Origin of the sequence: Rubripirellula obstinata (assembly GCF_001642955.1) — a bacterium.
Lineage (GTDB): Bacteria > Planctomycetota > Planctomycetia > Pirellulales > Pirellulaceae > Rubripirellula > Rubripirellula obstinata.
The window spans coordinates 31,639-56,875 of the sequence record NZ_LWSK01000008.1 but is presented as its reverse complement, the minus strand read 5'-3'; the positions used below and the strand labels follow the sequence as shown (position 1 = coordinate 56,875).

General features: G+C 54.1%; 11 protein-coding genes. 4 read left to right on the top strand and 7 right to left on the bottom strand.

The genetic code is table 11. The features are described from left to right. The first annotated feature begins 157 nt into the window (after positions 1-157). The gene (locus RC85_RS04350; protein ID WP_068259002.1) at positions 158-1,663 is read left to right on the top strand and encodes a DUF1598 domain-containing protein; all 1,506 of its coding nucleotides are present in this window, start codon (positions 158-160) and stop codon (positions 1,661-1,663) included. A 193-nt stretch (positions 1,664-1,856) separates the two neighbouring features. Here RC85_RS04350 and odhB read toward each other — a convergent pair whose 3' ends face one another. The 3 genes from odhB to RC85_RS04335 all read right to left on the bottom strand — a co-directional run bounded on the left by odhB (position 1,857) and on the right by RC85_RS04335 (position 9,064). Next, positions 1,857-3,200: a 2-oxoglutarate dehydrogenase complex dihydrolipoyllysine-residue succinyltransferase gene (gene odhB, locus RC85_RS04345; RefSeq protein ID WP_068259001.1), complete on the bottom strand. Its 1,344-nt coding sequence runs from the start codon at positions 3,198-3,200 to the stop codon at positions 1,857-1,859. Between the two features lie 112 nt (positions 3,201-3,312). Then, the gene (locus RC85_RS04340; protein WP_068259000.1) at positions 3,313-6,903 is read right to left on the bottom strand and encodes a mechanosensitive ion channel domain-containing protein; all 3,591 of its coding nucleotides are present in this window, start codon (positions 6,901-6,903) and stop codon (positions 3,313-3,315) included. A gap of 232 nt (positions 6,904-7,135) precedes the next feature. Further along, the gene (locus RC85_RS04335; RefSeq protein ID WP_068259073.1) at positions 7,136-9,064 is read right to left on the bottom strand and encodes a preprotein translocase subunit SecA; all 1,929 of its coding nucleotides are present in this window, start codon (positions 9,062-9,064) and stop codon (positions 7,136-7,138) included. Positions 9,065-9,577: 513 nt separating this feature from the next. Between RC85_RS04335 and RC85_RS04330 the strand changes: the two genes are divergently transcribed. Continuing rightward, on the top strand, positions 9,578-11,200 hold the full coding sequence (locus RC85_RS04330; RefSeq protein WP_157593874.1) for a BBP7 family outer membrane beta-barrel protein: 1,623 nt from the start codon (positions 9,578-9,580) through the stop codon (positions 11,198-11,200). Positions 11,201-11,353: 153 nt separating this feature from the next. Here RC85_RS04330 and RC85_RS04325 read toward each other — a convergent pair whose 3' ends face one another. From RC85_RS04325 to ypfJ, 4 genes are all read right to left on the bottom strand, one after another. After that, the gene (locus RC85_RS04325; RefSeq protein WP_068259071.1) at positions 11,354-12,568 is read right to left on the bottom strand and encodes a pyridoxal phosphate-dependent aminotransferase; all 1,215 of its coding nucleotides are present in this window, start codon (positions 12,566-12,568) and stop codon (positions 11,354-11,356) included. Positions 12,569-13,141: 573 nt separating this feature from the next. Then, the gene (locus tag RC85_RS04320) at positions 13,142-13,897 is read right to left on the bottom strand and encodes a PEP-CTERM sorting domain-containing protein (RefSeq protein WP_068258999.1); all 756 of its coding nucleotides are present in this window, start codon (positions 13,895-13,897) and stop codon (positions 13,142-13,144) included. 266 nt (positions 13,898-14,163) lie between these two features. After that, complete coding sequence (locus RC85_RS04315) at positions 14,164-15,927, bottom strand: hypothetical protein (RefSeq protein WP_068258998.1); 1,764 nt, start codon at positions 15,925-15,927, stop codon at positions 14,164-14,166. 384 nt (positions 15,928-16,311) lie between these two features. Next, the gene (gene ypfJ / locus RC85_RS04310; RefSeq protein ID WP_068258996.1) at positions 16,312-17,163 is read right to left on the bottom strand and encodes a KPN_02809 family neutral zinc metallopeptidase; all 852 of its coding nucleotides are present in this window, start codon (positions 17,161-17,163) and stop codon (positions 16,312-16,314) included. Positions 17,164-17,674: 511 nt separating this feature from the next. Between ypfJ and RC85_RS04305 the strand changes: the two genes are divergently transcribed. Both RC85_RS04305 and RC85_RS04300 read left to right on the top strand, forming a co-directional pair. Further along, positions 17,675-21,598: a DUF7133 domain-containing protein gene (locus tag RC85_RS04305; RefSeq protein WP_238383088.1), complete on the top strand. Its 3,924-nt coding sequence runs from the start codon at positions 17,675-17,677 to the stop codon at positions 21,596-21,598. Positions 21,599-22,511: 913 nt separating this feature from the next. Then, positions 22,512-24,902 carry a YidC/Oxa1 family insertase periplasmic-domain containing protein gene (locus tag RC85_RS04300; protein ID WP_068258994.1) on the top strand — a complete coding sequence of 797 codons (2,391 nt, stop codon included), beginning with the start codon at positions 22,512-22,514 and terminating at the stop codon, positions 24,900-24,902. Positions 24,903-25,237: the final 335 nt, after the last annotated feature.

The window sequence follows — 25,237 nt, the reverse complement described above, 5'->3', positions numbered from 1 at the left end:
TCGGATTCAGCTCGACTGAACCCTGGCGGGATCAGCTACGATTGGTGCGAAACAATATCTTCCGATCGACTTAGTGACATCGGCGTTAGAATGTTGGAAGGGTAGCTTGTCATCCTCACGCTACTCTTTTTTCCTATCTTCAAAAAAGAAACGCTCGATGACGCACCGACATTTATTGCTGATCGCTCTATTGGTTTCGTTTCTCGCCAATCAGAATTCCCCGGTCTGGGGCCAAGACAATCGCCAGCAACAAACCGGGGTGGCCGGTGGAGGTTCGTTCGCCGATTTCGCTTCTCTAATCGACTTGATTCAAACGACGGTCGTCCCAGACACATGGGACGCACTTGGCGGCCCCAGTTCCATGCGGGAATATCCGCAAGGCGTTTATGTCGATCCATCGGGAACGCTGCTGGCATGCGAAACGGTTGCTCAATCAGATTCGCTCGCAAATTTAGAATCGATGCTGCAAAGCAATTCCGATTCCGACGCAGGTCAAAATTGGCTCGCCGAATCAACGCTGCGATGCGTTTCTCTCACACGGCTCAAAGATGCGTGGATGAATCGACAGGCTGGATTTTCCAAGCCAACCGAATCGATGGTTCACATGGCTGGTTTATCGAAGGTTCGTTACGTCATGTTGACCGACGACGACATTGTTTTGGCAGGACCGGTCGGTGGCATTGAATCGCATCAGGGTTGGGTTCGCGATCGACAAACGGGACTGGCCGCGATTCGGTTGGACTTCCTTAGTACGACGATCGCGGCAGCACGATCGAAGGCTTCGTTTGGTTGCACGATCGATCCAACGAAGCAAGGACTGCAAAACGCGGCGAAGGTTGCCGCCAACATCCAGTCAAAGTCGATCCCGATCGGATTGGCCGCCGAAGAGTTGGCCAGCGCGATTGGAATGCAACGCATCGAAGTCTTTGGGACTGCCGCTGACACGCCCATCGGGTTGATGATGGTGGAAGCTGATCGGCACATGAAACAACTTGCCCTGGGCATCCATCCAATGCCTGCGGAAGTCGCAAACTATTTGGACGCGATTGACACGACGATCCAACAGAACGCTGCACAGGGACCGCCAAATGATTTGCTGTTACGTTTGTGGTTCACCGCGAACGCCTGCCAAGTTCGGTCAGACACTGACCGCCGCGTCTTTCAGATTGATGGCGATGCGATGCGTTTGTCAGGGCAAAACGAGCGTGCGATGGCCGACGGTCAACGCGGTCACGTCATCGATGATCCCAGAACCAAGATCTTTGTGGACAGTTTTAACGGCAACGCGTCAAAAATTCGGTCCAAGTATCCCATCTATGCGGGGCTGCAATCGATCTATGAATCCGCGGTCGTCGCAGCGATCGCGGACAAGTATGCCGCGTCAAAGTCTCACGAATCGTTGCTAGACTTCTTTGCCGCAACTTCGTCATCTGCAAGTTTAGGTTTGCCGATTCCAAAACAAGTTCAAACGATCGCAGTGATGCATCGCACTCGGTCTGGCAAACAGAGACACAACATTCTGATCGCCAGCGGCGGTGTCGCGGTCAAACCTTCCGGCACCGTTGCGATGGACCTAGTCGTTGATCCAACGCTTCGGTCTTTTCAGAATATGCCGGGCGATCGTCCCAAAGTTATCCAGCGATGGTGGTGGGACGCAAATTGATGCGGCCATTCTCTTAAGGCGGCTTCGCCGCAATTCGTAGTGGATCTTGTTAAAGATCCGATGCCGCAAGGATCTTTAACAAGATCCACTACAAAATCATCGCCCAATAACATCGCCTAATATCATCAATCGAAGCGATAACTGATGTAGGCCGGAACTGCGCTCCGCTTGTTCCGGCCTACGTAAACGGAACCTACAGCTCTAAAAACAATCGTGCTGGTTCTTCGATGACGTCTTTGATCGTTTTCAAGAAACCAACTGCTTCGCGTCCATCGACGATCCGGTGATCGTACGTCAGTGCGATGTACATCATGGGGCGGATGACGACTTCATCGTTGACCGCGATCGGACGTTTCTGGATCGAGTGCAAACCGAGGATTCCACTTTGAGGTGGATTGACGATTGGCGTCGATAAAAGTGAACCGTAAATGCCGCCGTTGCTGATCGTGAACGTGCCGCCCATCAAGTCTTCTGGCTGCAACCGATTCTCACCAGCTTCCTTGGCATAGTCGCTGATCGAACGTTCGATGTCGGCAAAGTTCATCCGTTCGACGTTTCGCAGGATCGGTACCACCAACCCTTTGCCGCCGCCGATCGCGATGCCGATGTCTTGATAATGTCGGTAAACGATATTGCCGTCGCGAATTTCCGCGTTGACGGCTGGGAACTTGCGAAGCGCTTCCACGGCAGCTTTGGCAAAGAACGACATAAAGCCAAGTTTGACGCCATGCTTTTCAGCAAACAAATCCTTGTACTGGCTACGCATTTCCATCGTCGGCTGCATGTCGATTTCGTTGAACGTGGTCAGCAGAGCCGCGGTCTGTTGTGCCTCGACAAGTCTTGACGCAATCGTCCGACGCAACATGCTCATCGGTTTGACTTCTTCGCCCCGATGCGGTGCTTGTTCGGTCATCAAAGACCCAAACGATCCGCCGCCTGGTGCGGGTGGTGCCGGTGCAGCAATCGCGGTGGCAGCAGGTTGCGGTGGGGCGGGAGCCGGTGGTGGGGCTTGTTTTTGAGGCGGATTGCGGATGAAGGCAACCACGTCTTCTTTCAACAACCGTCCGCCAGGCCCGGTCGCAGGAACATCCTGGGCGTTGATGCCGTGTTCATCCAAAATTCGCCGTGCTGCTGGCATGACGATGCCGCCACCACCGGAGTGGGAACCGCCGACTTTAGCGGGCGAAGGTGTGTTGGAAGCTGGTGCCGCGGGGGCGGGGGCTGACGGTGACGCTGACGAGGTCGCTGGTGCCGCGGATTGCTCATTCGTTGATCCACCGCCTGATGGTGCTCCGTTGGGATCAATCTGCGCGATGACTTCGCCGACCAAAGCGAACTCTTCTTGCTGTTTCTGAATGCCCTGCAAGATGCCGCTGGCCGGAGCCGGGATTTGCACCGACGCTTTTTCGGTCTCGATTTCGACTAGATCTTCACCGGATTCAACAAAATCACCTTCGGCTTTCAACCATTGGCCAATTTGGACTTCGCTGATCGATTCGCCAACGGTGGGAACTTCTACTTGGATCATTTCGCTCACGAGAACAGCACTGCTTCAGAGAGGGACAGAAATCTGGGATTCTTACGTTATACAAACGATACCAATCTACCGACATAATGTCAGCCACGAAGGGCTTGCGATTCGTTCGAATTCAAGCAGCTTCTCGCTGCGGTTCCTGTCGCTGGCCGATCATCGCCGGAAGTCCATCGATCGACCGAATGTGCAAATCTTGCTGAGGAAACGCGATCTCGATGCCGGCTTGGCTAAATTCGTCCGCGATCGCCAGATTGATTTCGTTGACCACATCAACATAGAGTTCGCGTTTGGGAATAAAGACCCGCAATTCCACATCCAGCGTGCTGTCACCAAAACCCTTAAACAAAACGTGAGGCGGCGGTTCGCTCATCACCGAACTGCTGTTTTCGGCGATCGTCAGCATGATTTCCCTGACCCTGGCGACGCTGGTGCCGTAGGCGACGCCGACCGGCAACGTGATACGCGACACTGGATCGGACAAGGTCCAGTTGATGACGCTATCGGTGATGAAGGTCTTGTTGGGAACAATCAATTCGCGGCGATCAAAATCCGTGATCGTCGTCGCACGCATTTGCATCCGCGTCACGTGACCAGTCACATCGCCAACGGTTACCAAGTCACCGGCTCGGATGGGCCTTTCAAACAGGATGATCAGCCCGCTGACCAGATTCGCAAAAATTTCCTGCAAACCAAACCCCAGCCCCACCGTCATCGCGGCTGCCAACCATTGAACACTGCCCCACGACAAATGGATCGCGTTGCACACCAACAACATCCCCGTCACCGTGGCCGTGTAGCGAACCAGGATCGCGATCGCTTGACGGGTGCCCGGTTCCAACGGCAACCGTTCCAACAACGTCAGTTCCAACAGACCTGGCAGGCGACGCCCCACCATGACCGTTCCCAAACCGATCACGAAGGCCATCAAGACATTGGTCAGCGTGGTTGGAGAGTTCCGTTCGATGGTGCGAATCGATTCGCTGCCATCTTTACCGATCACCGTTTCGGCGACGGTTTCAATGTTTTGCCACAGTTCAACCTTGTCCAGAATCCGCAGCGCCGGCAGCACGTCTGACCAGATAAACCAACCGCCAACGATCAACGTGATCACCGCGGCGTATCGCAACAGCTCTTTGAATTCCTGGTCGGCGGCCTCATTCATTTGTTTGCGAGACGTTTCCATCGATTGGTTTGAAACATCGATCACCGAAGCCGCCGCAGTGTCAATCGTTGCAAGTTTTGCCGGCGATCCAATCGGTTCGCTTGCACCAAGCATTTCTTCTCGCTTCTTTTGTTGTTCTTCTTTGCGTTGCCGAAGTTTTCGATTGAAACCTTTGACCTCCAACCAGCAAAGCGACAAAGAATGCAGGACAATCATTGCGACGATCGCTGCGCCGGTTTCCGCCAAGCGTCCTGATAACTGGTACGCCGAAAAGTGGAACCCGGCAAACGACATCAGCGCGAAACCAATCGGTGCTGCGGTCGCAAAAATGCCAATCGGACGGCGCAATCGGCACACCAAAGCTTTCGGCGCGTGAATCACCAACGCCCGCATCAGCTTGCCGTTGTTTCGAGCCAACCAACCGAGCTGAAAACCGGTCAGCATCAGCAACGTGATGAACAGAAAACGTTTCAGGCTTTCCATTTCAGGCGTTTCATCGAACTGGGCGAGTTGCAACAAAGCAAACAGCGGTGTCCCCAACAGCAGCATCGTTTCCAGCGAACCGCGGATCGAAGCGGAAACACCTTCGGACCAACCAAACAGTTTTTCGCCAACGCCACCGCGACGACTCATTTCGCGAATCAGTTCAAAGCTCCAGACAAACAAAACGGTCGTCAAAAGAGCCTCGCCAACACTGTGAGTCCATGGCGTTGTTCCACTAGCAGAAACCAAGCGATAACCAAACGCCGCCAACAGGATTGGCCAGCGGACTGAAATCACCAGGGTGATCACGCAGGCGAGTGCGTAGTCGCGAAAGCTGGCGCACTGGCCGGCCGAAGGTGGATTGGTCAGTCGCGTTTGCGTCGCAACCATTCGTGCACGAAACATCATCACCAAAAAGAAGGCTGCAATGACTGCGACGGCCACCGCGGGGCGACGCAACATATCCGCGCCACCGACCTTGGCGACTTCCGCGATCCTGCTGGGCGCGATCACGGTGCGAAGTCCCTTCGCGGCGTCGCGAATGTCCGAAAGACCAAACATGTCGTCGCTGCGAATCCACAGCACACGCTGGTCCAAGAAATTCTGGAACTCGTTGACCTGAGTCGCCAAGGCACCGTTGGCCAAATCAAGTTCGTTCAAATCGCGTAAGTACGTGTTCTGGTCAGGAATCACTTTGTCCAGAAAATCACGTCGATCGGACAGCAAACGTTTTACGACCGCGATCACGTTGTCGCGATTGTAGTCAGCCAAATCGTCGCCAACGTTCTGCATCACGATTTCTGCTGCGTTTCCCAAATCGGCAACTTCGCGCCGCCATTGTTTCATCTCCATCAAACGCAAATGCGCCTTTGGCATTTCCTGTTCAACCAGGGTTTCTCGTTTCAGGAACGTTGACGGTTGAGGCAATTCGCTGCGTTGCTTTCGCAGCAAGATCCCAGTCGATGTGGTCGCGCCCGCATGTTCGACGCGATCACGAAGATCATCAAACTGCTCGCGGGTTCGCGTTGACGATTCGCGAATGTCGTGAAGCATCTTTGCCAGTTTGTCGATGCCGGCGGCTGTTGCAATTCGGAGCTCGGCAATGTCAGCGTTCTGGCTGGCCAGCGACTTCAGTGCCGGGTGCGATTGCTCGGCGATACGGCGGGCTTGCTTGGCTTGGCGTTGTGATTCCTGTTTTCGCCAACGGCTGACGGCGTCCTGCCACAACGTCAATTGTTTTTCAGCAATCGACGCATTGCGGACAGCCAGGTCTCGCTGCATCGGAAGGATTTCGCTGTTTGCTTCCATCAAACGCTGCTTGACCTTCAACATTTCCAGTTGTTTCGTCAACGAGATTTGTCGGCAACGCTGCTCGGTCAACTTTGTCTTACTCAACAGGTCCGTACCCGTGATCCCGACGATGGATTCGGCCGTTTGGGTCAATCGTTTGTCGGTTTCAAGAATCTGTTTCGCCAAATCAGCGATTCGAAGCCCGCGAGATTCCGTGGCTTTTTGACTCGCTTGCGCATCGGCGTCGGCGGCTTCGACTTGCTGCCGCATGTCAGCTAGCCGAGCTTCCAATCCTGCGATCGTGATCCCTTCGGGGAATTCGGGCTGCAATGCGTCAGCGTCTTTGGCCAACTGTTGGCGAACGTCTTCGGTGCGTGCGGGTAAAGAGGTCAGTTCCGCTTCGATGGCCGTGCGTTCTTGGCTGGAAGCTTGGGCACTTTCCAGGGACGCCTTCGCCTTGCCAAGCCGATCGAGGCATTCTTTCTTCAACTCGTCCGCAAGGTCTGCAGCCGCCGTGATGACATTGATTTCATCGATCACCGATTTAATCGTCGGCTGGTTGCCGTCGGTTGACTCGTTGTCTGTAACCGCCGGAATCTGTTGCGTTGACGCCCCAGTGTTGGCCGACTGTAAATTCGCTGATTGTGAAACCGCTGACTGTGAAACCGCTGGTTGTGAAACTGGCAGGGGCAGTCCCGCGAACTGGCCGCTCGCTGGAAACGAATGCAGAAAAATCGTCGCAAAAAAGATCGAAAGCGAAGTGAATCGCATTGGAAATTGCATCAAGGTTTACACGCCAGGACTTGTCTAAGACAGGAAGAATCGAATCGAGTATTCGACGCTTCTTAAGTACCTGAGTGGCCGTGATGGCGTCAAGAAGATCAGGCCAACGCTACAGCACGAGATTGCGTTGCCGACACCATCTTTTTGACAATAATTTTTTTGTCTTTATCACGCCAGTTCCACACGGCCCACTTTTTCTAGTCCCGAAGTAAACCAAGGATCAATCTGGCGTGTCCAAGTACGGATCTTGGCCGATTTCGCGTTGCATTTTTTTGCGTTCTTTTTCGTGATGCATCAGGACCATGCGATCTCGAAAATGCTTGCGTTCGACTTTTCGCTGAGCCTTACGAAACAGCTTTGCGTAGCGGTCCGCTGAACCGCCCATCAACTCGCCTTGGTCCTTCAATTTTTCACCGCGTTTCAGACCTAGACCACTCTTCAAAATGTCATCGTCAAGCGACAGGTATTGGCGGTAGGAACCGCGGTCACCTTGGCGACCACAACGACCAATCAATTGGCGGTCAATCCGTGCCGCATCATGGAACTCGGTACAAATCACGTGCATGCCACCGATGTCTTCGACACCGTCGGACAATTTAATGTCGGTACCTCGTCCGGCCATGTTGGTTGCGACGGTGACTTTGCCCTCGCCACCAGCGGCAGCAACAATTTCCGCTTCTTGTTCGACATTGTTGGCGTTCAAAACTTGGTGTTGGATGCCAAGCTCGTCCAGCATTTTGGAAATGATTTCGCTTTTGTCGATCGACCGAGTCCCGATCAAAATCGGTCGCCCCTGGGCGTGAACCTCTTCGATCTCCTTCACGATCGCCTCGAACTTTCGCGTCATCGTTCCAAACACGCGGTCGCGTAATTGTTGGCGTTTTGGCGGTTTGTTCGTCGGCACTCGCAGCACGGGTGTTTTGTAAATGCGGCGTAATTCGCGAGCACTGGTGGCCGCGGTTCCCGTCATGCCAGCCAGGTTGGGATAACGCAAAAATAAATCCTGAACCGTGATTCGCGCCGCTTGGCCCGTGGGCACACTGATCTCGATATTTTCCTTCGCTTCGATCGATTGATGGATCCCGTCACGCCACTTACGGCCCTCGGCCAACCGCCCAGTAAACTCGTCAACGATCACGATTTCATCGATGCCTTTGTCGCCCGGCCGAACAACATACTGCCGATCCAACAAGAATTCACGATGCACCTTGATCGCTCTTTCGGTGTATTCGTACAGGTCCACCAAGCCCATCGTTCGCACCAGATCAGACTTGGGCAGCGCACGGACTCTTTGCCGACCGCGAGCAGTCAATTCAATCTGTTTGGTGTCCGGATCGATCGTGAAGTGTTCTTCTTTTTCGTAGTCTTTACCGTGTTCAGCCGCCCAGCGATACGTTTCAACAATTTGGTCACGAACGGTGTCTTCGATGCTGCCGATGATCAGCGGCGTGCGAGCTTCGTCAATCAGAATGCTGTCCGCTTCGTCAACGAGACAAAAGTGCATGCCGCGCATCACGATTTCATCTCCGCTGCCACCAAACCCGCCGCCACCGTCGCCGAGCATCTCGGTTTGAAGACGGTTTTGAGCACGCAGCAACAAGCGATCTCGCAAGAAGTCAAAGCCGAACTCTTTCGCGGTTCCATACGTGACGGCCGCAGCGTAGGACTTCCGCCGCGATCCCTGGTCATCGGCAGTTTGAATGATTCCCACGTCTAGCCCAAGCATGTTGAAGATCGGCTCCATCCACTCGGCATCACGCTTCGCCAGGTAATCGTTAACCGTCGCCAGGTGGGCACCCTTGCTGGTCAACGAGTGCAGGTACAACGGCAACGTCGCTGTCAGCGTTTTACCTTCGCCCGTTTGCATCTCGGCGATGTAGCCTTCAAACAATGCAACGCCACCGATAATCTGAACGTCGTAGTGACGCATCGAAAGCGTGCGACGACCGGCTTCGCGGACCAACGCGTAACCCTCGGGCAGCAACGTCGAAAGTTTCTCGCCGGCCATGGCTTGGTATCGCAGAGCCAACGATCGTTTTCGAAGCGATGCGTCGTCTTCTTTTTTAAGAACTTCCTCCAACGCGTTGACCTGCGCGAGTTGACGTTTCCAACGGACCATCTGAGGCCGAAACCCCTGACGCGAAAACATCGACAGCGTTCGCCCGGTGTCGTTGGACCGTCGCTTGTTGGCTTGCGAATCGGTTGCCGGGGCGGGAGCCGGAACTGGGGCCGGAGTTGCCGGTTCCGAAGTTGCCGGTGTGTCTGAATTCGGATCGTCAGAAGAGGCTGTTTCAGGAACAGGAACCGACAATTCGGAGCTTGCAGGCGTCGCTTCGCGATTGGGATCAGCGCCGGTCGACATGAAAGCCGCCTTTTTTGGAGAGAAACAGAGGACAAGTTGATCGTGAAACGGCTCGATTTGGCCGGGGAACTCATTCTAACGCGCAAGCCAGGAATGCTAGGCAAACTGAAACGCTTTGGTCCATCAAGATGGGTAGTTTGGCTTAGTTATTCCTCGGTTGACGGCTGTGCTGCATAAACCGGTCGTTTGCGTCGATCGTCTTATACCAGTCAATCAGTGTTCCCGGACTGTAAGAGACATTTTATGAAAATGAGATTTGGAAGACTAGCAATCGCAGCTATGTTGCTGACAGGTTCTAGCATGGTTGTTGCAAACGATGGTACCTCAGTGGTGGGCGATTTGCCCGGCTATGGCGAGGACGCCTACTTTGGCGAAGACGCTGCCTACACGGCGGTCCCAGAAAGCAACGAATCATACGATTACGAAGACGAAATTGTCGATGGTGACGAAGCCTATCAAGGCGACTCGATCATGGGTGACGTTCAACCCGTTGGACACACCCAGCGTGCAACCCAGCGAGCCAGCGGCCGCAGCGTGATGCGTCAAGCATCCGCCCGGATCAACCGCAGCAACGCGGCGATGCCAGCACGGCAAATGTATCCAACGCAGCAAATGCAACCTGTGTCTCATCAGATGATGGGATCAGGCTACAACGAAGGCGGTTACGTTGACGGTGGTTACGTTGACGGTGGCGACTGCGGTTGCGGCGACAACTCATGTGGCGGCGGAAGCAGTTGCGGTGCCGACATGAGCTGCGGTTGCGGTTCGTCCGCTTGCGGTGGCGGATCGTCTTGCCGAACGCACAAGCGAATGTGCAAGTTGTTCGATCGCAGTCAAGGAAACACTTGGGCTCAAATGGATTTGCTGTTGTGGTTCCCGCAAGGACGCAAGTCGCCGAGTTTGATTGCTGAATCCGATGCCGGCACGTTGCCGATTCTCGATCCCGCGATCTCACCTTCTACTCGAACTGTTTTCGGTGGCGAAAACGATGCTGAATTGAGTGCCGGTTTCCGAGCCGACGCAGGCATCTGGCTGACCGATAACGTCGGTGTGGGTGGACGATTTTGGACCTTGGCCGAAAACGGTCAATCCTACGCCTTCAGTGGCAACGGAGATGATATTTCCGTCGGACGTCCTTTCTTCAACACCAACAGTGCATTGTTTGCCGGCAATAACGGCGGCGAAGATTCGCTGCCGATCGCTTTGACGGGTGTTGCAGGTGGACCTGACCTCAGCGGCAGCGTCAACGCTGAAAGCGCGCTGGACATTTGGGCGGCCGAAGCCTACGCACGACTTCGTTTTGGTTGCACCAAGAGCTGCCAACTTGACTTCATCGCAGGTTACTCGCACTTCGACATCGCCGACAGCCTGTTCATTAACAGCACGACGACGATCGAAGGAACCGGCGGAGCACCGCCAGCGGGATCCGCAGTCGGCGATAGCGTCAGTTACCTTGATCAAGCGATGGCAGAGAACACCTTTGATGGTGGACAGCTTGGCTTTGAAATGGTGATGAACCGCGGTCGCTGGACAGCTCGTTCATTAACCAAGGTTCACTTGGGTAACATGAATCAAGCGATCGCAATCAACGGTTCATCGATCACGACACCTGCAACTGGTGCTCCAACGTCGAACCCAGGCGGCATTCTGGCTGGCAACACTCCGATCGCAGTCGAACGCGATGTGTTTGCTTTCGCACCGGAAGCCAATTTCAAGTTGGGTTACCAGTTCCGACCAAACGTTGCACTGACGGTTGGTTACAGCTTCATCTACTTCGACAATGTTGCTTTGACCGGAACCGGCATCGATCGACTTGTTGACGGAGCCACCCTTGGAACCGGCCTCAACGACAACGGATTCCTAGAAGACGACAGCAGCTTGTTCGTCCATGGCATCGACCTTGGATTTGTGATCGACTTTTAGGTTGAATGCACAGCAGGCCGGATGACGCCTGGGTGCATCAAGTTTCGGGAACACTGCGCCCGAGGCAAATCTGAAGATCTGCTTAAAAGCTCGCGAGACAAAAAGTCTCGCGGGCTTTTTTGCCGTTTAAGTTAGCGTGCTGGGCACGCTAACTCAAACGCGATAGCGATTGACGATCTCGATCGTGCGATGAATCGCTTCAACGGCTGCTTGATGATCCTGCGAAAAATTGATCCGAAAACTATCGCCAAACTCCGGGCCAAACTCGGTGCCCGGCGTGACGATCACATCAGCTTGCAAGCGAAGTGCTTTTGTGAAATCAGCCAGACTGATCGCCAGCTTGGGCATTTTCGGGAACAGGTAGCTGCCGCCTTCGCCCAACCGAAGCTTGAATCCATCAGCATTGCTGAAAACGCCATGGATGTCATTCCGAATCGCCTCGTGGTCTGCGACACGCTGCTCCATCCAACCGGCGGGCTCGGAAAACCATTGCCGCAGAACCGCCTGGCAATACCCAGCCGCTCTCAGCGAAACGATCGCTTGCAGCTTTTCCATCCGGTCGATCATTCGCGACGAACCAAAGCCGACACCGAGACGAAAGCCACTCAGGGATTCCGTCTTCGATGGACCAATGATCGTCAACAAGTTTTCTGGATTTAGCTCCGGCACGCTACGCAAATGCGTAAACTCGCAATCGCTGAAAATCTGTCGCGAATAAAGTTGGTCAACGATGACGTCAACGTTGTAGCGTTCTGCGAGGGTCGCGATCGAAACGATCTCCGCACGCGAATACACCGCGCCGGTCGGATTGTTCGGATTTGAAAACAGGAACAATTTCACGCCGGATTTAAAACTCTCTTCCAAACGTTCGAGGTCAATGCCACTGCCCGATTGAACACCAAAATAGTCCATCGGAATGGGAACCAATTCGCCGTCGAAAAATTCGACCATTTTACGGTTGGCAAAGTAGTCAGGTTCGATGATTGCGACCTTGTCACCGCGTCCGATGTTTGCACCCGCAGCCAAGAACAAAGCGCCCTGTGTCCCCGGAGCCAGGATGAGTTCCGTTTCGGCATCGATCGGGGCACCCGAAAACACCGATAGCTTCTCAGCAAGTTCTTCGCGAATGTCTTGTTTGCCGCGATATTCGGTATAGGCCTGAACCCCGCCAACCTGAAACCCCTCAGCAAATTTTTCAAATGAACCAGGGATCGGCGGATGGGCATCAATGTCGCCATGCGAAAAGTCAACCGGCGTTCCCGCGATGTTCTCACCACGCAGATCCATGTCGTCGATCTTCTGTCTCGACTCTTGCCCCGGCGCATTTGCGACACCCAGCTTGGAAAACTTGTCGAGTAAAGAAGTCATCGGGTTGTCCTGCGAACGTGGGCCAGAGTTGTCAATCAGTGCTGTATCGTGGTTAGAATATACTGCGATCAAGCACGCACGCGACACCCACAGCGAAACTCACATTTTTTGCAGACCGGTGCCTGACGCCTACTTTCTAGACGGTTAACCCGCGTGGGCATCGCCCCGCCTGATGAAAATCATTGCAACGCAGCAAATTGGGCAAGCTGCACCATGGCAGACAACAGAAACTGCAGCGCTGGGAAGCATTGTGGCAACGGCACATTTCCCTGATCGCCAGCATGTAGGCCGTAGCGAGCCATAGCGAGTTACGGCAATGTGCGCAACGCCGTAACTCGCTATGGCTCGCTACGGCCTACTTTCAAGGGTCGCTAGAAGTTGACAACGACACATTTTCATCAGGCCAGTTCAGCGCCGTGAGTTTAACCGAGAGGTGCTCCGATCAATACGAAAAAACGCCGGACTCCCTCAATTCGAGGATCGCCCAGCGTTTCGTAATGTCAGTTTATTGCTCACGGGGGCGAGCAGAAAAGGTATTGCTGCCGCCCGATGTGTCGTTGCTGCTAAGCAGTCTTAGCTGCGAAACGAATTTCTTTTTCGTCGCATTCCAACGACTCCTGCAACAGCAAGCAACATGGCAGTGCTGGTGGGTTCTGGAATCACAGTACCGGTGATAAGAATGTTATCGAAGCTGACGCTGTCGTTGCCGTCAAAGTCATCAAAACGGAATACCAACAAAGACTGGTTGTTTAAATCGGTGATGCCGCTTAGGTCAATTGAAATCGGTTCAAACAAGGCGTTGGTAGCGATCGGTTGATTGTTGAAAATATCTATATTTCCGTTGGAATCAAAATCCTTGATCGTTCCGACGACGTCACCGGGATTCGTAACATCGATAAGGGGATTGAGGGCGTACACAAAGTCGTACTCCGCAAACCCGCCTTCATCGTTCCCTTCGACGTCGAACCGAATCATGATGTCTTTAAAACCGAAGGTTGATGTCGTAATGAAAAACTCGGCGTCGTTGTCGCCTGACTTTGAAATGTCATCCCAAGTCATTGACTTTCCTTCAACGGCGTTTACCAATGGATCAGTACTGCTGAACGCAAATCCCCCACCGCCGTTGCCATCGGTATCCGCACGCTGCTGGTAAATTGTGCCATTGCCCAATGTCGCCGCGTGAACAATTTGAGGGATATTGTCATCTACGTCGAAGCCGTCGTTGAAGTCCCAGAATGCGATCACTTCGGCAGCACTTGCTGTTGTGGGAGCGATCGTCATGCAGGCGATCAATGCCGCGATGGCGGCGGAGTAAATTCGAGTGTTCATTTAATTACGGTTTCCTGTGGGAAATTCGATTCGTTGGATTCGTTGGGGGCGTACTCAGTTCGACACTACGCGTTCGACTTATACATAGGAACGCATTCAAACATTGAATGTACTGACGCTAATAAGGAATTCATCACTGGTTGGACGCTGGAGGCCGTTATTAACCATAATTTCACAGTTCCGCTGACTCAATAAAAAAACGCTAGGCCCCTCGATGGAAGGGCCTAGCGTCTCGTTTTGCTTCAATACTGATTCGCTAGTGCGAACTAGCAACCGCAATCGCTTGCTGGTGCTGGTGCGTTGCCGCATCCACAACCAGCGTCGCCACAACCAGCGTTACTGGCCGAGCCAGCTCCGCAGCCGCTTGCGACGGGAACTTCGATCGTTTGTGGGACCATGATGGTCTTGCAAACTTGAACTTCCTTTTGAACCTGAACAGGAACGCAGACCGTGTAGCTTTCGGTCTTGGTTTCTGGAACTTGATCCACAACGGTGACGCTGTAAGGAACTTCTTCGCTGACAGTGTCAAATTCGGTCACGGTGTACTCGCGAGTCTTTTCTTGTGGCACCATGACGGTGACATTTCGTTGGCGAGTTTCAGTGGTCATCGTGGTCTTTGGAACCATACGAGTACGAGTCTCGGCAACTTGCGTGCAAACTTGCTTGCTGCGAGTACGAGTTTCGTTTGCGTAGCTGGTTCGGCACTCGGTGCGAGTGCGTTGTTCAGCACGCATCTTGGTGACTTGGTACTCTTGAGTACGAGTCTCGGTGCGGCAACGTTGAACAGGAACTTGCTTGACGCGAGTTTCTTGACGTGTGCGAGTCACAGGAACGCTCTTGGTGCGAGTTTCCATGCGGCACTTGTTGATCGAAACCATACGAGTCTTGTTTTCGGTACGGTACTTGGTAACCGAAACAGGACGGGTGCGAGTTTCGCAACGAGTCTTGGTGACGGTGTACGTGTAAGGTTGTTGAACCTTTTGCGTGGTGTAAACGGTGTAAGGAACTTCTTCGCAAACAACGTTTGGAACCCAAACTTTCTTGGTGATCGTTTGAGTCGCTGGTGCACATCCGCCACAACTGCTTTCGCAACCGCAGTCGTTGCTGCATCCGCCGCATGATCCGCAACCGCCACAGCTAGATGTACCGCAACTGCTTGCTGCTGGAACTTCTTCGGTGATGCATTGGTAGCTGCCCATGTCTTTCGACACGGTGCGAGTCTTCGTCACAGGAACTTTTTGGCAAACGGTTTTCGTTGCGGTCAAAGTTTCGGTGTAAGGCACGTTGACGGTGTAGCTTTGCTCAGTCGTCTCGGTGTAAGGAACCTTAACGCAGTAAGTTTGTGCAACTTGCTCGGTGTAAGGAACTTTCACTGTGTAAGTTTGTTCGATGTTCTCTGTGTAGGGAACACAAACCGAGTAGGACTTTTCGACCATTTCGGTGTAAGGAACTTGCACGGTGTAGTTGCGAGTCGCAGTTTCGGTGTAAGGCACGTTAACGGTGTAAGGCACTTCAACTTGAGTGCGAACAGGAACGCGAACGGTGTAAGCTTCTTCGACCGTGCTGGTTTTAGGAACCATGACGGTGTAGGACTCTTGGACTTGCGTCGTGACAGGAACCTGAACGGTGTAGTCTTGAACTTGCGTCGTGGCAACCATTTCGGTGTACGACTGAGTCTTGGTGACTTGGCGAGGAACTTGCTTGGTCACGGTGCGTGTGCGTGTTTCAGTGCGTGGAACGCTCTTCATCACGGTGTAAGAACGCTGACGCGTTTCTTGTTTGTTTTCAGTCACTGTTACCATTTTGGTTTCAGTCACTTGTTGTGGGACCATGATGGTCTTGGTCGTCATTGCTGGTCCACAACCAGCGCCCGATGCGATGGCTTCGCCACCACCGACGATGGTGCCAGCTTCACCGCATCCACAGCCTTCGGCGGCGGGAGCGGGATTGTCACAACATTGAGCGTAAACTTGGGCTCCGCCGCAGACGGTTGCCGCTGCGATCGAAAGAGAAAAGAACAGCTTCTTCACAGGTGAGATCCTCTAGAGGTGCATTGGAGTGATTGCCACAGTTGGCGATCACCCAGGGAAACGAGAGTGTTTCCACGCGAAACTAGTTGGCCCAAAAAGCCTTTCTAGGAAAAGATCGCAGCTTAGAACAATCTGACCAAAGAACCGGATCGACTTTAGCAAGAGTGCAGGTTGTATCGGTTACAGGCTGCAAAACCGCATGCCGATCGGGCATTCGGGCACCGATGGATTCTCGGTAGGCCGGAACAAGCTTAGCGCAGTTCCGGCAATTGCATGGTACTACGTTGGATTGCCGGAACTGCGCTAAGCTTGTTCCGGCCTACGACAGTTCCGTTTGGAAAATTCCCATGCAACCTTGCATCGGACGAACCCACATTTTACCTCCTACAACTGAGCCGCGTTGAACGTATCGCCTTGGCCGGGGTCGCCGGTTTGCAGGCCCTTCATGAACCATCGGACACGCTGTTCGCTGGTGCCGTGAGTAAAGCTTTCTTGGTTGGCTTGACCACGCGAACGTTTTTGAAGTTTGTCGTCACCGATCGACGACGCGGCACGTAGCCCTTCTTCGATGTCGCCGGGTTCCAAAATGTTGAAACGCTTTTGCGCGTGATGGAACATAACGCCGGCGTAAAAGTCGGCCTGCAATTCAAGCATCACTGAATACCGGTTGTATTCGACTTGCGGAACACTGCGTCGAAGCTTGTCCAGTTCCGACGTTTTGCCTAGCAGATTTTGAACGTGATGACCGACTTCATGTGCGACGACGTAGGCCTGCGCGAAGTCGCCGGGGGCACCAAGTTGATTAGCCAATTGGTCAAAGAACGACAGGTCCAGATAAACCTTTTTGTCAGCCGGGCAGTAAAACGGGCCCGATGCCGCGGTCGCCGATCCACAAGCAGAAGTGGTTGTATCGGTGAACAATTCGAGCCTGGGTTTTTCGTAAACGAGATTGCTGCGTTGAAAGAGGTCCGTCCAGACGACTTCGGTGTCTGCCAATACGGTGGAGACGAACTCACCAAGTTCTTTGTCTTTCTCTGATAGCGGACCACCGGCACCTGCTTGGGGAGCCGCTTTTTGTTGTTGAGCTTGCTGCATGAATTGGCGAGGGTCGCCGCCCAGGAAACCGATCAACAACGCGATCAGCATCACGCCGATCCCACCACCGGCAACGGTGCGTCCCGAGACGCCGCGACGGTCCACCACATTTTCACTCTGTCGTCGTCCACGCCACTTCATTGCTCTGACCTCAACCCGATTCACGTCAATCAAAAATTCAGGCCGGAGACGTCTCCGACCGGCCCTTCTTTTTAAGGTCACATCAGTTCACTCGCTACGGGTGCAGGCAACCGAATCGGATTACTTTTTCGTAGGCCGTAGCGAGCCATAGCGAGTTACGGCACTTTTTGTGGCCCTGCCGTAACTCGCTTTACTCGCTACGGCCTACTTCAACGATCGACGACACGGAAACTCACTGGTTCAAAAAGCCGTAACTCGCTATGGCTCGCTACGGCCTACTTCAGGGCTACTTCGGGGCGTTTGCCACCTGGATTGCCCGCAACTGACCTCTTTCAAGCGCGAAAAAATTAATCTTGCGGGGGGCGTGGCAGAATCGATAAGTTCCTTGGCGTTCCTTGAAACGCTCCCTTTATCGATTGATTGTGCCATGGAAGGCCTTCGCCCATCGCTGTCGTTGACACGATTTTACAAGCATTTCTCACGTTCTCGCTCCCGCAGCTTGCCGGTCAGTGTGCCTATTTGGGCATTCGTGATCCTGCTGTCGCTGGTGATTCATCCGCGTGATGCCTCGGCGGCCGAGGCACAATGGATTTGGGCCACCGGCAGCTCGCTTAGCAAGCCCATCGCCACCGGCGAAACCTGCTATTTCCGCAAAGCGATCAATCTCCGCACGCCAGGCGAAGGGCGAATCGAGATCGCGGCAGACGATCAATACGAGTTGTATTTGAACGAGGAATTGATTGGTCGAGGCAAATCGGCTCGCCAATTAAAGCAGTACGACATTTCCGACCGTTTGGAAGTTGGCCGCAACGTCGTCGCGATCAAGGTCATCAATACGAACGGAAAAACGGCCGCATTGGCTGCTCGCGTTTCGGTGAAGCCCAACGTGAAAACGAGCAACGGACAAGCGAAGTGGTACACCTTCAGCACCGATCCATCGTGGAAAACCACCACCGACAAAATGGCGATGTGGGAAACCGTGGTCTTCAACGATCGCTTGTGGGGATCAGCGGCTTCGTACGGAAAACTGGGCGACACCTCGCCGTGGGATAAACAGGAATCGGTCGCCAGCACGCAACCTCCTGCACCACCAGAAGCTCTCAAGCCAAAATCGCAACTCCCCAAGGTTGCCTCCAACGAAAAAACCGCCGCACCTGATGCCGATGACTCTGCGGTTGAAAAAGAAGTCGAACAGCGCGAGCGATTCCAAATCCAAAAAGGCTTTGGTGTCCAACGAGTCCTTGACGATGACAAAGTTGGCAGCGTGCTGGCAATGGACTTCAACGAATTCGGTCACATCATCGTTTCGCAAGAAGGCGGCCCGTTGTTGATGGTGTTTGACCAAGACGATGACGGCATTCCTGAAACCGTTCGGACTTATTGTGACAAAGTGAATTCCTGTCAGGGCATCCTGGCACTTAATGGCGAAGTCTTTGTCACTGGCGAAGGCCCCGAAGGCAGCGCGCTGTACCGTTTGACCGACGCTGACCGAAACGGGTCGCTCGAAAAAGTCAAAGCGATCGTCAAGTTCAAAGGCCAACCCGGCGAACACGGAGCACACGGATTACGGCTTGGACCGGACGGAATGATCTACGTTGTCCTGGGTGGTTTTGTGCAAGCCGATGCCGAAGCCGGCCCTGGCGAAACACTGATCGATTCCTACGAAGGCGACTTGCTGCCTCGTTATGAAGATCCAGCGGGACACGGTCGCGGCGTCAAAGCACCCGGCGGTACTGTGATCCGAACCAACATTGATGGAACGGTTGTTGAGCGAGTCGCCGGTGGAATCCGCAACGCTTACGATTTGGTCTTTCATCCGTCGGGCGGCATGTTCGTTCACGATTCCGATATGGAAGCCGATGTGGACACCGCTTGGTTCCGACCAACCGCGTTGTTTGATGTCACCGAAGCGGCCGAATTTGGATGGCGTCCGGGTTGGGCAAAGTGGCCTTCGTACTACGTCGATCGCTTGCCCGATTTGTTAGACACCGGCCGTGGCAGCCCCACCGGTGCGCTTTGTTACGAACACTACATGTTCCCCGTCCGCTATCACAATTCGTTGTTCCTGGCTGATTGGTCGGAAGGCCGAATCCTGAACGTGCGTCTGAAACCCAACGGCAGCGGATATACCGCCGACAGCGAGGTGTTCCTGAAAGGGCAACCGCTAAACGTGACCGACCTTGCCGTCGGCCCAGACGGTGCGATGTATTTCTGCACCGGAGGCCGCGGGACTGCGGGCGGTGTTTATCGCGTCGTTTACAAAGGCGACATTCCTGATCGCATGAAGAATCTTGGCGTCGGAATCGCCGCCGCCATCCGTCAACCTCAACTCGAATCCGCGTGGGCCCGACAAGAAGTCGCGTCGATCAAGCGCGAACTCGGCGACAAGTGGGGCCAACTGGTCGCCGGTGTCGCCTACAGTAACGACAACCCGTCGCATTATCGCACCCGAGCGATGGATTTGATGCAGTTGTTTGGTCCTGTGCCAAGCGAAGACCTGATCATCGAACTCAGCCGCGCACCCAGCGAAGCCGTTCGCGGTCGCGCCGCACGCTTGATGGGATTGCACCCCGGCGACCGCAGTGCCAAGCGTTTGGTCGAGCTTTTAAGTGACAGCAACAAAGCGGTCCAACGTGCCGCCTGCGAAGCGATCCTTCGCAGCGGACAAATTCCCAAAACAGCCGACGAGGTTTTGCCTTTGCTGGGTGACGATGACCGAACGCTTGCCTTCGTTGCACGTCGTGTCTTGGAACGAATTCCTACACCGATTTGGCGAGGCGAAGTGCTGGCCAGTCCTGAACCTCGCGTCGCGATCGTCGGCATGTTGGCACTGGTCAATGCCGACACCACCGAAGCGACTTGTTTGTCGGTCACCGAACGAGCAAGCGAGTTGATGGCCGATTTCCTTAGCGACGCCGACTTTGTTGACACGCTTCGTTTGTGCCAGGTGGCATTGCATCGCGGCAAAATCAGCCCCGAAAAAGTCACCTACCTGCGTGATCAAATTGCCGCCGAGTTCCCAGCCGGCGATCACCGCATGAACCACGAAGTCATCCGGTTATGTGCCTACTTGCAAGCCGACAGTGTCGCCGAGCGAGCGTTGGACTACATCAACGATTCACAGAACCCAACGATGGATCGAACGCTGGTGGCGATGTGCTTGCAGTTCATCTCACACGATTGGACGGCGAAACAACGGTTCGAGATTCTGAAGTATTACGAGAACACGGCCAACGCGGCGACGACCGGTTCGTTGTCGATGTACTTGATGGCGGTCACGCGCGATTTCGCAAAATCGTTGTCACAAGAAGACGTGCAAGCGATCTTGGAACAGGGATCGGTTTGGCGTAACGCGGCACTGGCGGCGATCTACAAACTACCGCGACCTGTTGACGAAAAAACTGCCGAGCTGCTGCGAACGCTCGATCGATCCGTCGCCGATGATCCACGTCCTGGTGATTTGCAGCGAAGACTGCGAACGGGCATCATCGCGATGTTGGCAACCGCTTCGGATGAAAAGTCAGGTGCGTATCTGCGTAAGATGTGGCGAAGCGAACCCGAACGTCGGGCTGTGATCGCGATGGCACTGGCTCAGAATCCTGACGGCGAGAACTGGGATTACCTGGTGCGAAGCCTGAATGTATTGGACGAACAAACCGCCGACGAAGTCATTCGTGCTTTGTTGAGCGTTCAGATTGCGACCGACGACCCCATGGCCCTGCGTCAGTTGATCTTGGTCGGATTGCGTGCCGAAGCGGACCCGCACAGCACGAGTGAAATGGGTGCCGACAAAAACGGTTTCGAGAATGTTGAAAAACTGCTGGAACATTGGACCGGCATGGAACGTCCCCAGGGTGCCAAACGGTCGATGAAGCCGTGGCAAAAATGGTACGCCGAAACCTACCCCGATCGCCGGCCAGCGGAATTACCCAAAGCCGACGAATCGCGATGGGATTTTGATCAGCTGGTGACCTACCTGGACAGCACCGAAGGTCGTTTCGGCGATCCGGTTCACGGAAAATCGGTCTACTCCAAAGCTCAATGTGCGTCGTGCCACCGGTTCGACGATGTTGGATCCTCGGTCGGCCCCAGCCTGAGCAGTTTGTCGCGGCGGCTGAGCAAACGTGAAGTTCTGGAAGCGATCCTGTATCCCGCCCATGTGGTCAGCGATCAGTACGCCAGCAAGAAGGTGCTGACGCTGGACGGCCGAATCTTGGTCGGCATGGTCAGCCAGAGCGGTACTGAGGCAATCGAAATTCGTGATGCAAACAATCAAGTCACGATGATCAATGAATCCGAAGTCGATCAAATCCTACCCAGCACCAGCAGCATTATGCCGAGCGGTTTGTTGGATGATTTGAAGTTGTCCGAAATCAGCGACCTGATGAGTTACATGAAGCTGATCCCGGCCGAACAGGTTGCATCGCGGCCGTAAAAGACTGTTTTAAAACGTAGCTGATCCCGCCAGGGTTCAGTCCGCGATCGGATCAAGCTCGACTGAACCCTACGGCTCACGCGTGGGATCAGCTACGGGCAGGTCGTCGGCAACCTGCGAGGTCGTTTTAAAACAGTTCCTGAGATCGGAGTTCTTGGATCGGGCAACGCATCTGGACTGCAACGACGGTTTGACAAAAAAATTAGCGTCAAAAAAATTGTTAGCTTTCAATGGGCTCGATCTCCGGGGAAGTTGAATTATTGGGAACTGTCCCGAAACAACTTCCCGGTTTTCCCGTAGCTGATCCCGCCAGGGTTCAGCCCGTCAGGAACTGCATCCAACACCGTGAAGGGTTTACAATTCGTTTAACCGCGTGGGCATCGCCTGGCCTGATGAAAATCATTGCAACGCAGCAAATTGGGCAAGCTGCACCATGGCCGACAACACAAACTGCAGCGTTGGGAAGCATTGTGGCAACTGCACATTTCCCTGACCGCCCGCATGTAGGCCGTAGCGAGCCAAAGCGAGTTACGGCAATGTGCGCACCGCCGTAACTCGCTATGGCTCGCTACGGCCTACTTTCAAGGGTCGTGACAAGTTGACAACGACACATTTTCATCACGCCAGGCGATGCCCACGCGGTTAAACGATTTGGGCGTTGAGCTGTGACCGACTGAACCCTGGCGGGCCCAGCTACGAAAAATTTCGTCAAATACGGAACTTATTTTAGGGCAGTTCCTTGGCGGGTGACCTTGGTGGACACCCATGATGCGTGAGAGAACTGAATCGCTAAAAACCCGGTCCGAACGCCGCGTTTTTGCTTTCGGCTTCCCAAGATCACCGTTGGGCGGCAGAATACGCGTTCAACGAACCAAATTCTCGCTTTTAACCATCTTCCCCACCGGATCTGCTCGTGGAACGTCGTCTGCTCACCTTTTTCATCGCTTCGACGGCGTTCCTACTGCTCTATATCTCGCTGCAGCGACTCATCGGCCCCCAACCAGTGCGTCCACCCGCGGTCGCGGAAAATGCCGAAGCCGACAATTTGCTGGCCGATCCCGAAGCACTCGATCAAGACGAAGATTCAGAAAATGCAGACGCCTTAGGTGCTTCTGACGACGCGGCCGCGGCACGTCCCAAGTCCGGGAAGCTGATCACGCTGGGGTCGATGGACCCCGCATCAGAGTATCTGATGCTGATGACGCTCAATTCGGAAGGTGCCGGGGTCGAGCGGATTGAATTGACCGAGCGAGATGAAAAAGGCAAGCTGAAATATCACCGCGTCGATGTTCGATCGGGCTACCTCGGTTACTTGGCGGCTCAACCCGCCGCCGAAATCGATGGTGTCCAAGTCAATGTTGTCGGTCCGGGAACACCAGCCGACACCGCCGGACTAAAGGTCGGCGACATCATCGTTTCGGTCGACGCAAAACCCGTGCTCAATCGAAATGACATCGATGATGTGCTGCTCGAATCGAAACCAGATGACGAAGTCAAACTAGAAGTCGTTCGCGAAGGTTCTTCCACTCCAGTTACGATCACGGCGACGCTTTCCGATCACCCGCTGGATCTGGTCCGCCTGGCCAGCGATGCAGGCATCGATCAGATCGACGGCAATCTATCGCGACAATCTTGTTTGATGACGCTGGCACAGATCAATCGCAAGAGTATCCCGGCCAGTAAGCTGTCGATTCCAAAACTAGTCAATCCGACTGAGTTGGTTTGGACGTCGAGTGATGTCGAAGCCGGCGATGAACAGCAGTCGGTCGAATTTGATTTGGAACTTTCGGCGAAGGAAACCGCGGTCGTCGGCGGATCGCCGGTGCGACTCAAACGCTCTTATACGATCAAGCCTGGTTCATACGCGGTCGACATGGATGTGCAGCTCGACAACCTTGGCGAAGAAGCACAGGATTTGGCGATTCGCTTGGAAGGTGCCAACGGAGTCACGTTGGAAGGTTGGTGGTACAGCAACAAGATCAGTCCCAATTGGTCCGGTGCCGCCGCACGCGACATCATCTATCGCACCGCTGCCGATGGACACCAATTGATCAGCGGTTTCAATCTGCTCAAACGTGCTCGAAAAGAAGTTGACGAGCCTTTCCAAACCATTTTCGCACCCGACGGCAGTGTTGATTCGCGAAACCTAAAATACATCGGCGTCGATGCCCAGTATTTCACGGTCGGTTACATCCCGGCAGAAGACAACAATTCCTTCACGAGTTTTAAGCGGGCCGCAGTCGGCTTGATCGTTGATCCGGATGAGATCCCCAGGCACAAAGAACGAGCCGTCAACACGTCGTTCTTTCTGGATACCGAAACGGCGACCGTGCCGGCCGGCGGATCGATGCGTCAAAGCTTGCGGATGTTTGCCGGGCCAAAGGATCCCGATGTTCTTGCCAATTACGGCCTCGGTGACGCTGTTTACTACGGATGGTTCGCACGATTCGCAAGTTTGTTGGCCGGTCTGTTGCACGTTCTGGCCGGTTTCTTTGGCAATTACGCGGTCGCGATCATCGTGCTGACGGTGATTGTTCGTGGAGCAATGTTCCCACTGTCACGCAAAGCCGCCGTGAATGCTCAGAAAATGCAAGAGCTTGCACCGGAGCTGAAAAAAATCGCTGAACAGCACAAAGAAGACATCCAAGCTCGCATGGCTGCCCAACGCGACCTACAAAAGCGAGTTGGTTTCAATCCGATGGCGGGTTGTTTGCCGATGTTCTTGCAGTTGCCAATTTTTATCGGGCTCTATCGAGCTTTGTCGGTCGATATCGAATTGCGTCAACAACCGTTGTTCCCCGGTCTTGATTGGGCGTCAAACTTGGCTGGCCCCGACATGTTCAATTACTGGGGTGATTGGATGATGGACTACTTTGGCGGGCGCGGTACCGGATGGCTTGGCCCGTACTTCAATATCCTGCCAGTGGTTGTTGTGTTGTTGTTCTTGTTGCAACAAAAATTGTTCATGCCGCCAGCGACCGATGAACAAACCGCGATGACTCAAAAGATGATGAGCATCATGACGTTGATGATGGGCTTGTTCTTCTTCCGTGTGCCAGCGGGATTGTGCCTGTACTTCATCACCAGCAGCCTGTGGGGAATTTGCGAGCGAGTGTTGGTGAAAAAAACCATCCCCAGCAAAACCCACTTTGACCTCGCCACACCCGAAGGCGTGGTCGAGGGCACCGCCAAGCCAACCGAGAAACCCAAGGTCACGTTGGCTCAGCGAATCAAAGACCAAGTCAACGGTCCCGAACCCACCTTCGATCGCCCCAACAAACGCAAGAAGCCGAAGAGGAAGTAGAAGAGTAGGGGTTAGGGATTAGGGATTAGGGATTAGGGATTAGGGATTAGGGATTAGGGATTAGGGATTAGGGATTAGGGATTAGGGATTAGGGGTTAGGGGTTAGGGGTTAGGGGTTAGCATCCAGAAAGACGATTGAGGGGGAACGCCCAACGCCGTGAAGAGTTTGGTCCAGTAAAAGCCGATTGTTTTGTTTAACCGCGTGGGCATCGCCCCGCGCGTTTCGCCCCTCGCCTTACACCCCGCATGGACGCGCGGGGCGATGCCCACGCGGTTAAACAGTTTAGAAACCCTTCACGGGGTTGGGGAACGCCTGCGGTCGCATGGCCTCAGCA

Coding starts and splice junctions, on each gene's coding strand:
- RC85_RS04340 (WP_068259000.1), bottom strand. CDS start 6,903: ATGCGATTCACTTCGCTTTCGATCTTTTTTGCGACGATTTTTCTGCAT.
- RC85_RS04325 (WP_068259071.1), bottom strand. CDS start 12,568: ATGACTTCTTTACTCGACAAGTTTTCCAAGCTGGGTGTCGCAAATGCG.
- RC85_RS04350 (WP_068259002.1), top strand. CDS start 158: ATGACGCACCGACATTTATTGCTGATCGCTCTATTGGTTTCGTTTCTC.
- RC85_RS04335 (WP_068259073.1), bottom strand. CDS start 9,064: ATGTTTTCGCGTCAGGGGTTTCGGCCTCAGATGGTCCGTTGGAAACGT.
- ypfJ (WP_068258996.1), bottom strand. CDS start 17,163: ATGAAGTGGCGTGGACGACGACAGAGTGAAAATGTGGTGGACCGTCGC.
- RC85_RS04330 (WP_157593874.1), top strand. CDS start 9,578: ATGGTTGTTGCAAACGATGGTACCTCAGTGGTGGGCGATTTGCCCGGC.
- RC85_RS04320 (WP_068258999.1), bottom strand. CDS start 13,897: ATGAACACTCGAATTTACTCCGCCGCCATCGCGGCATTGATCGCCTGC.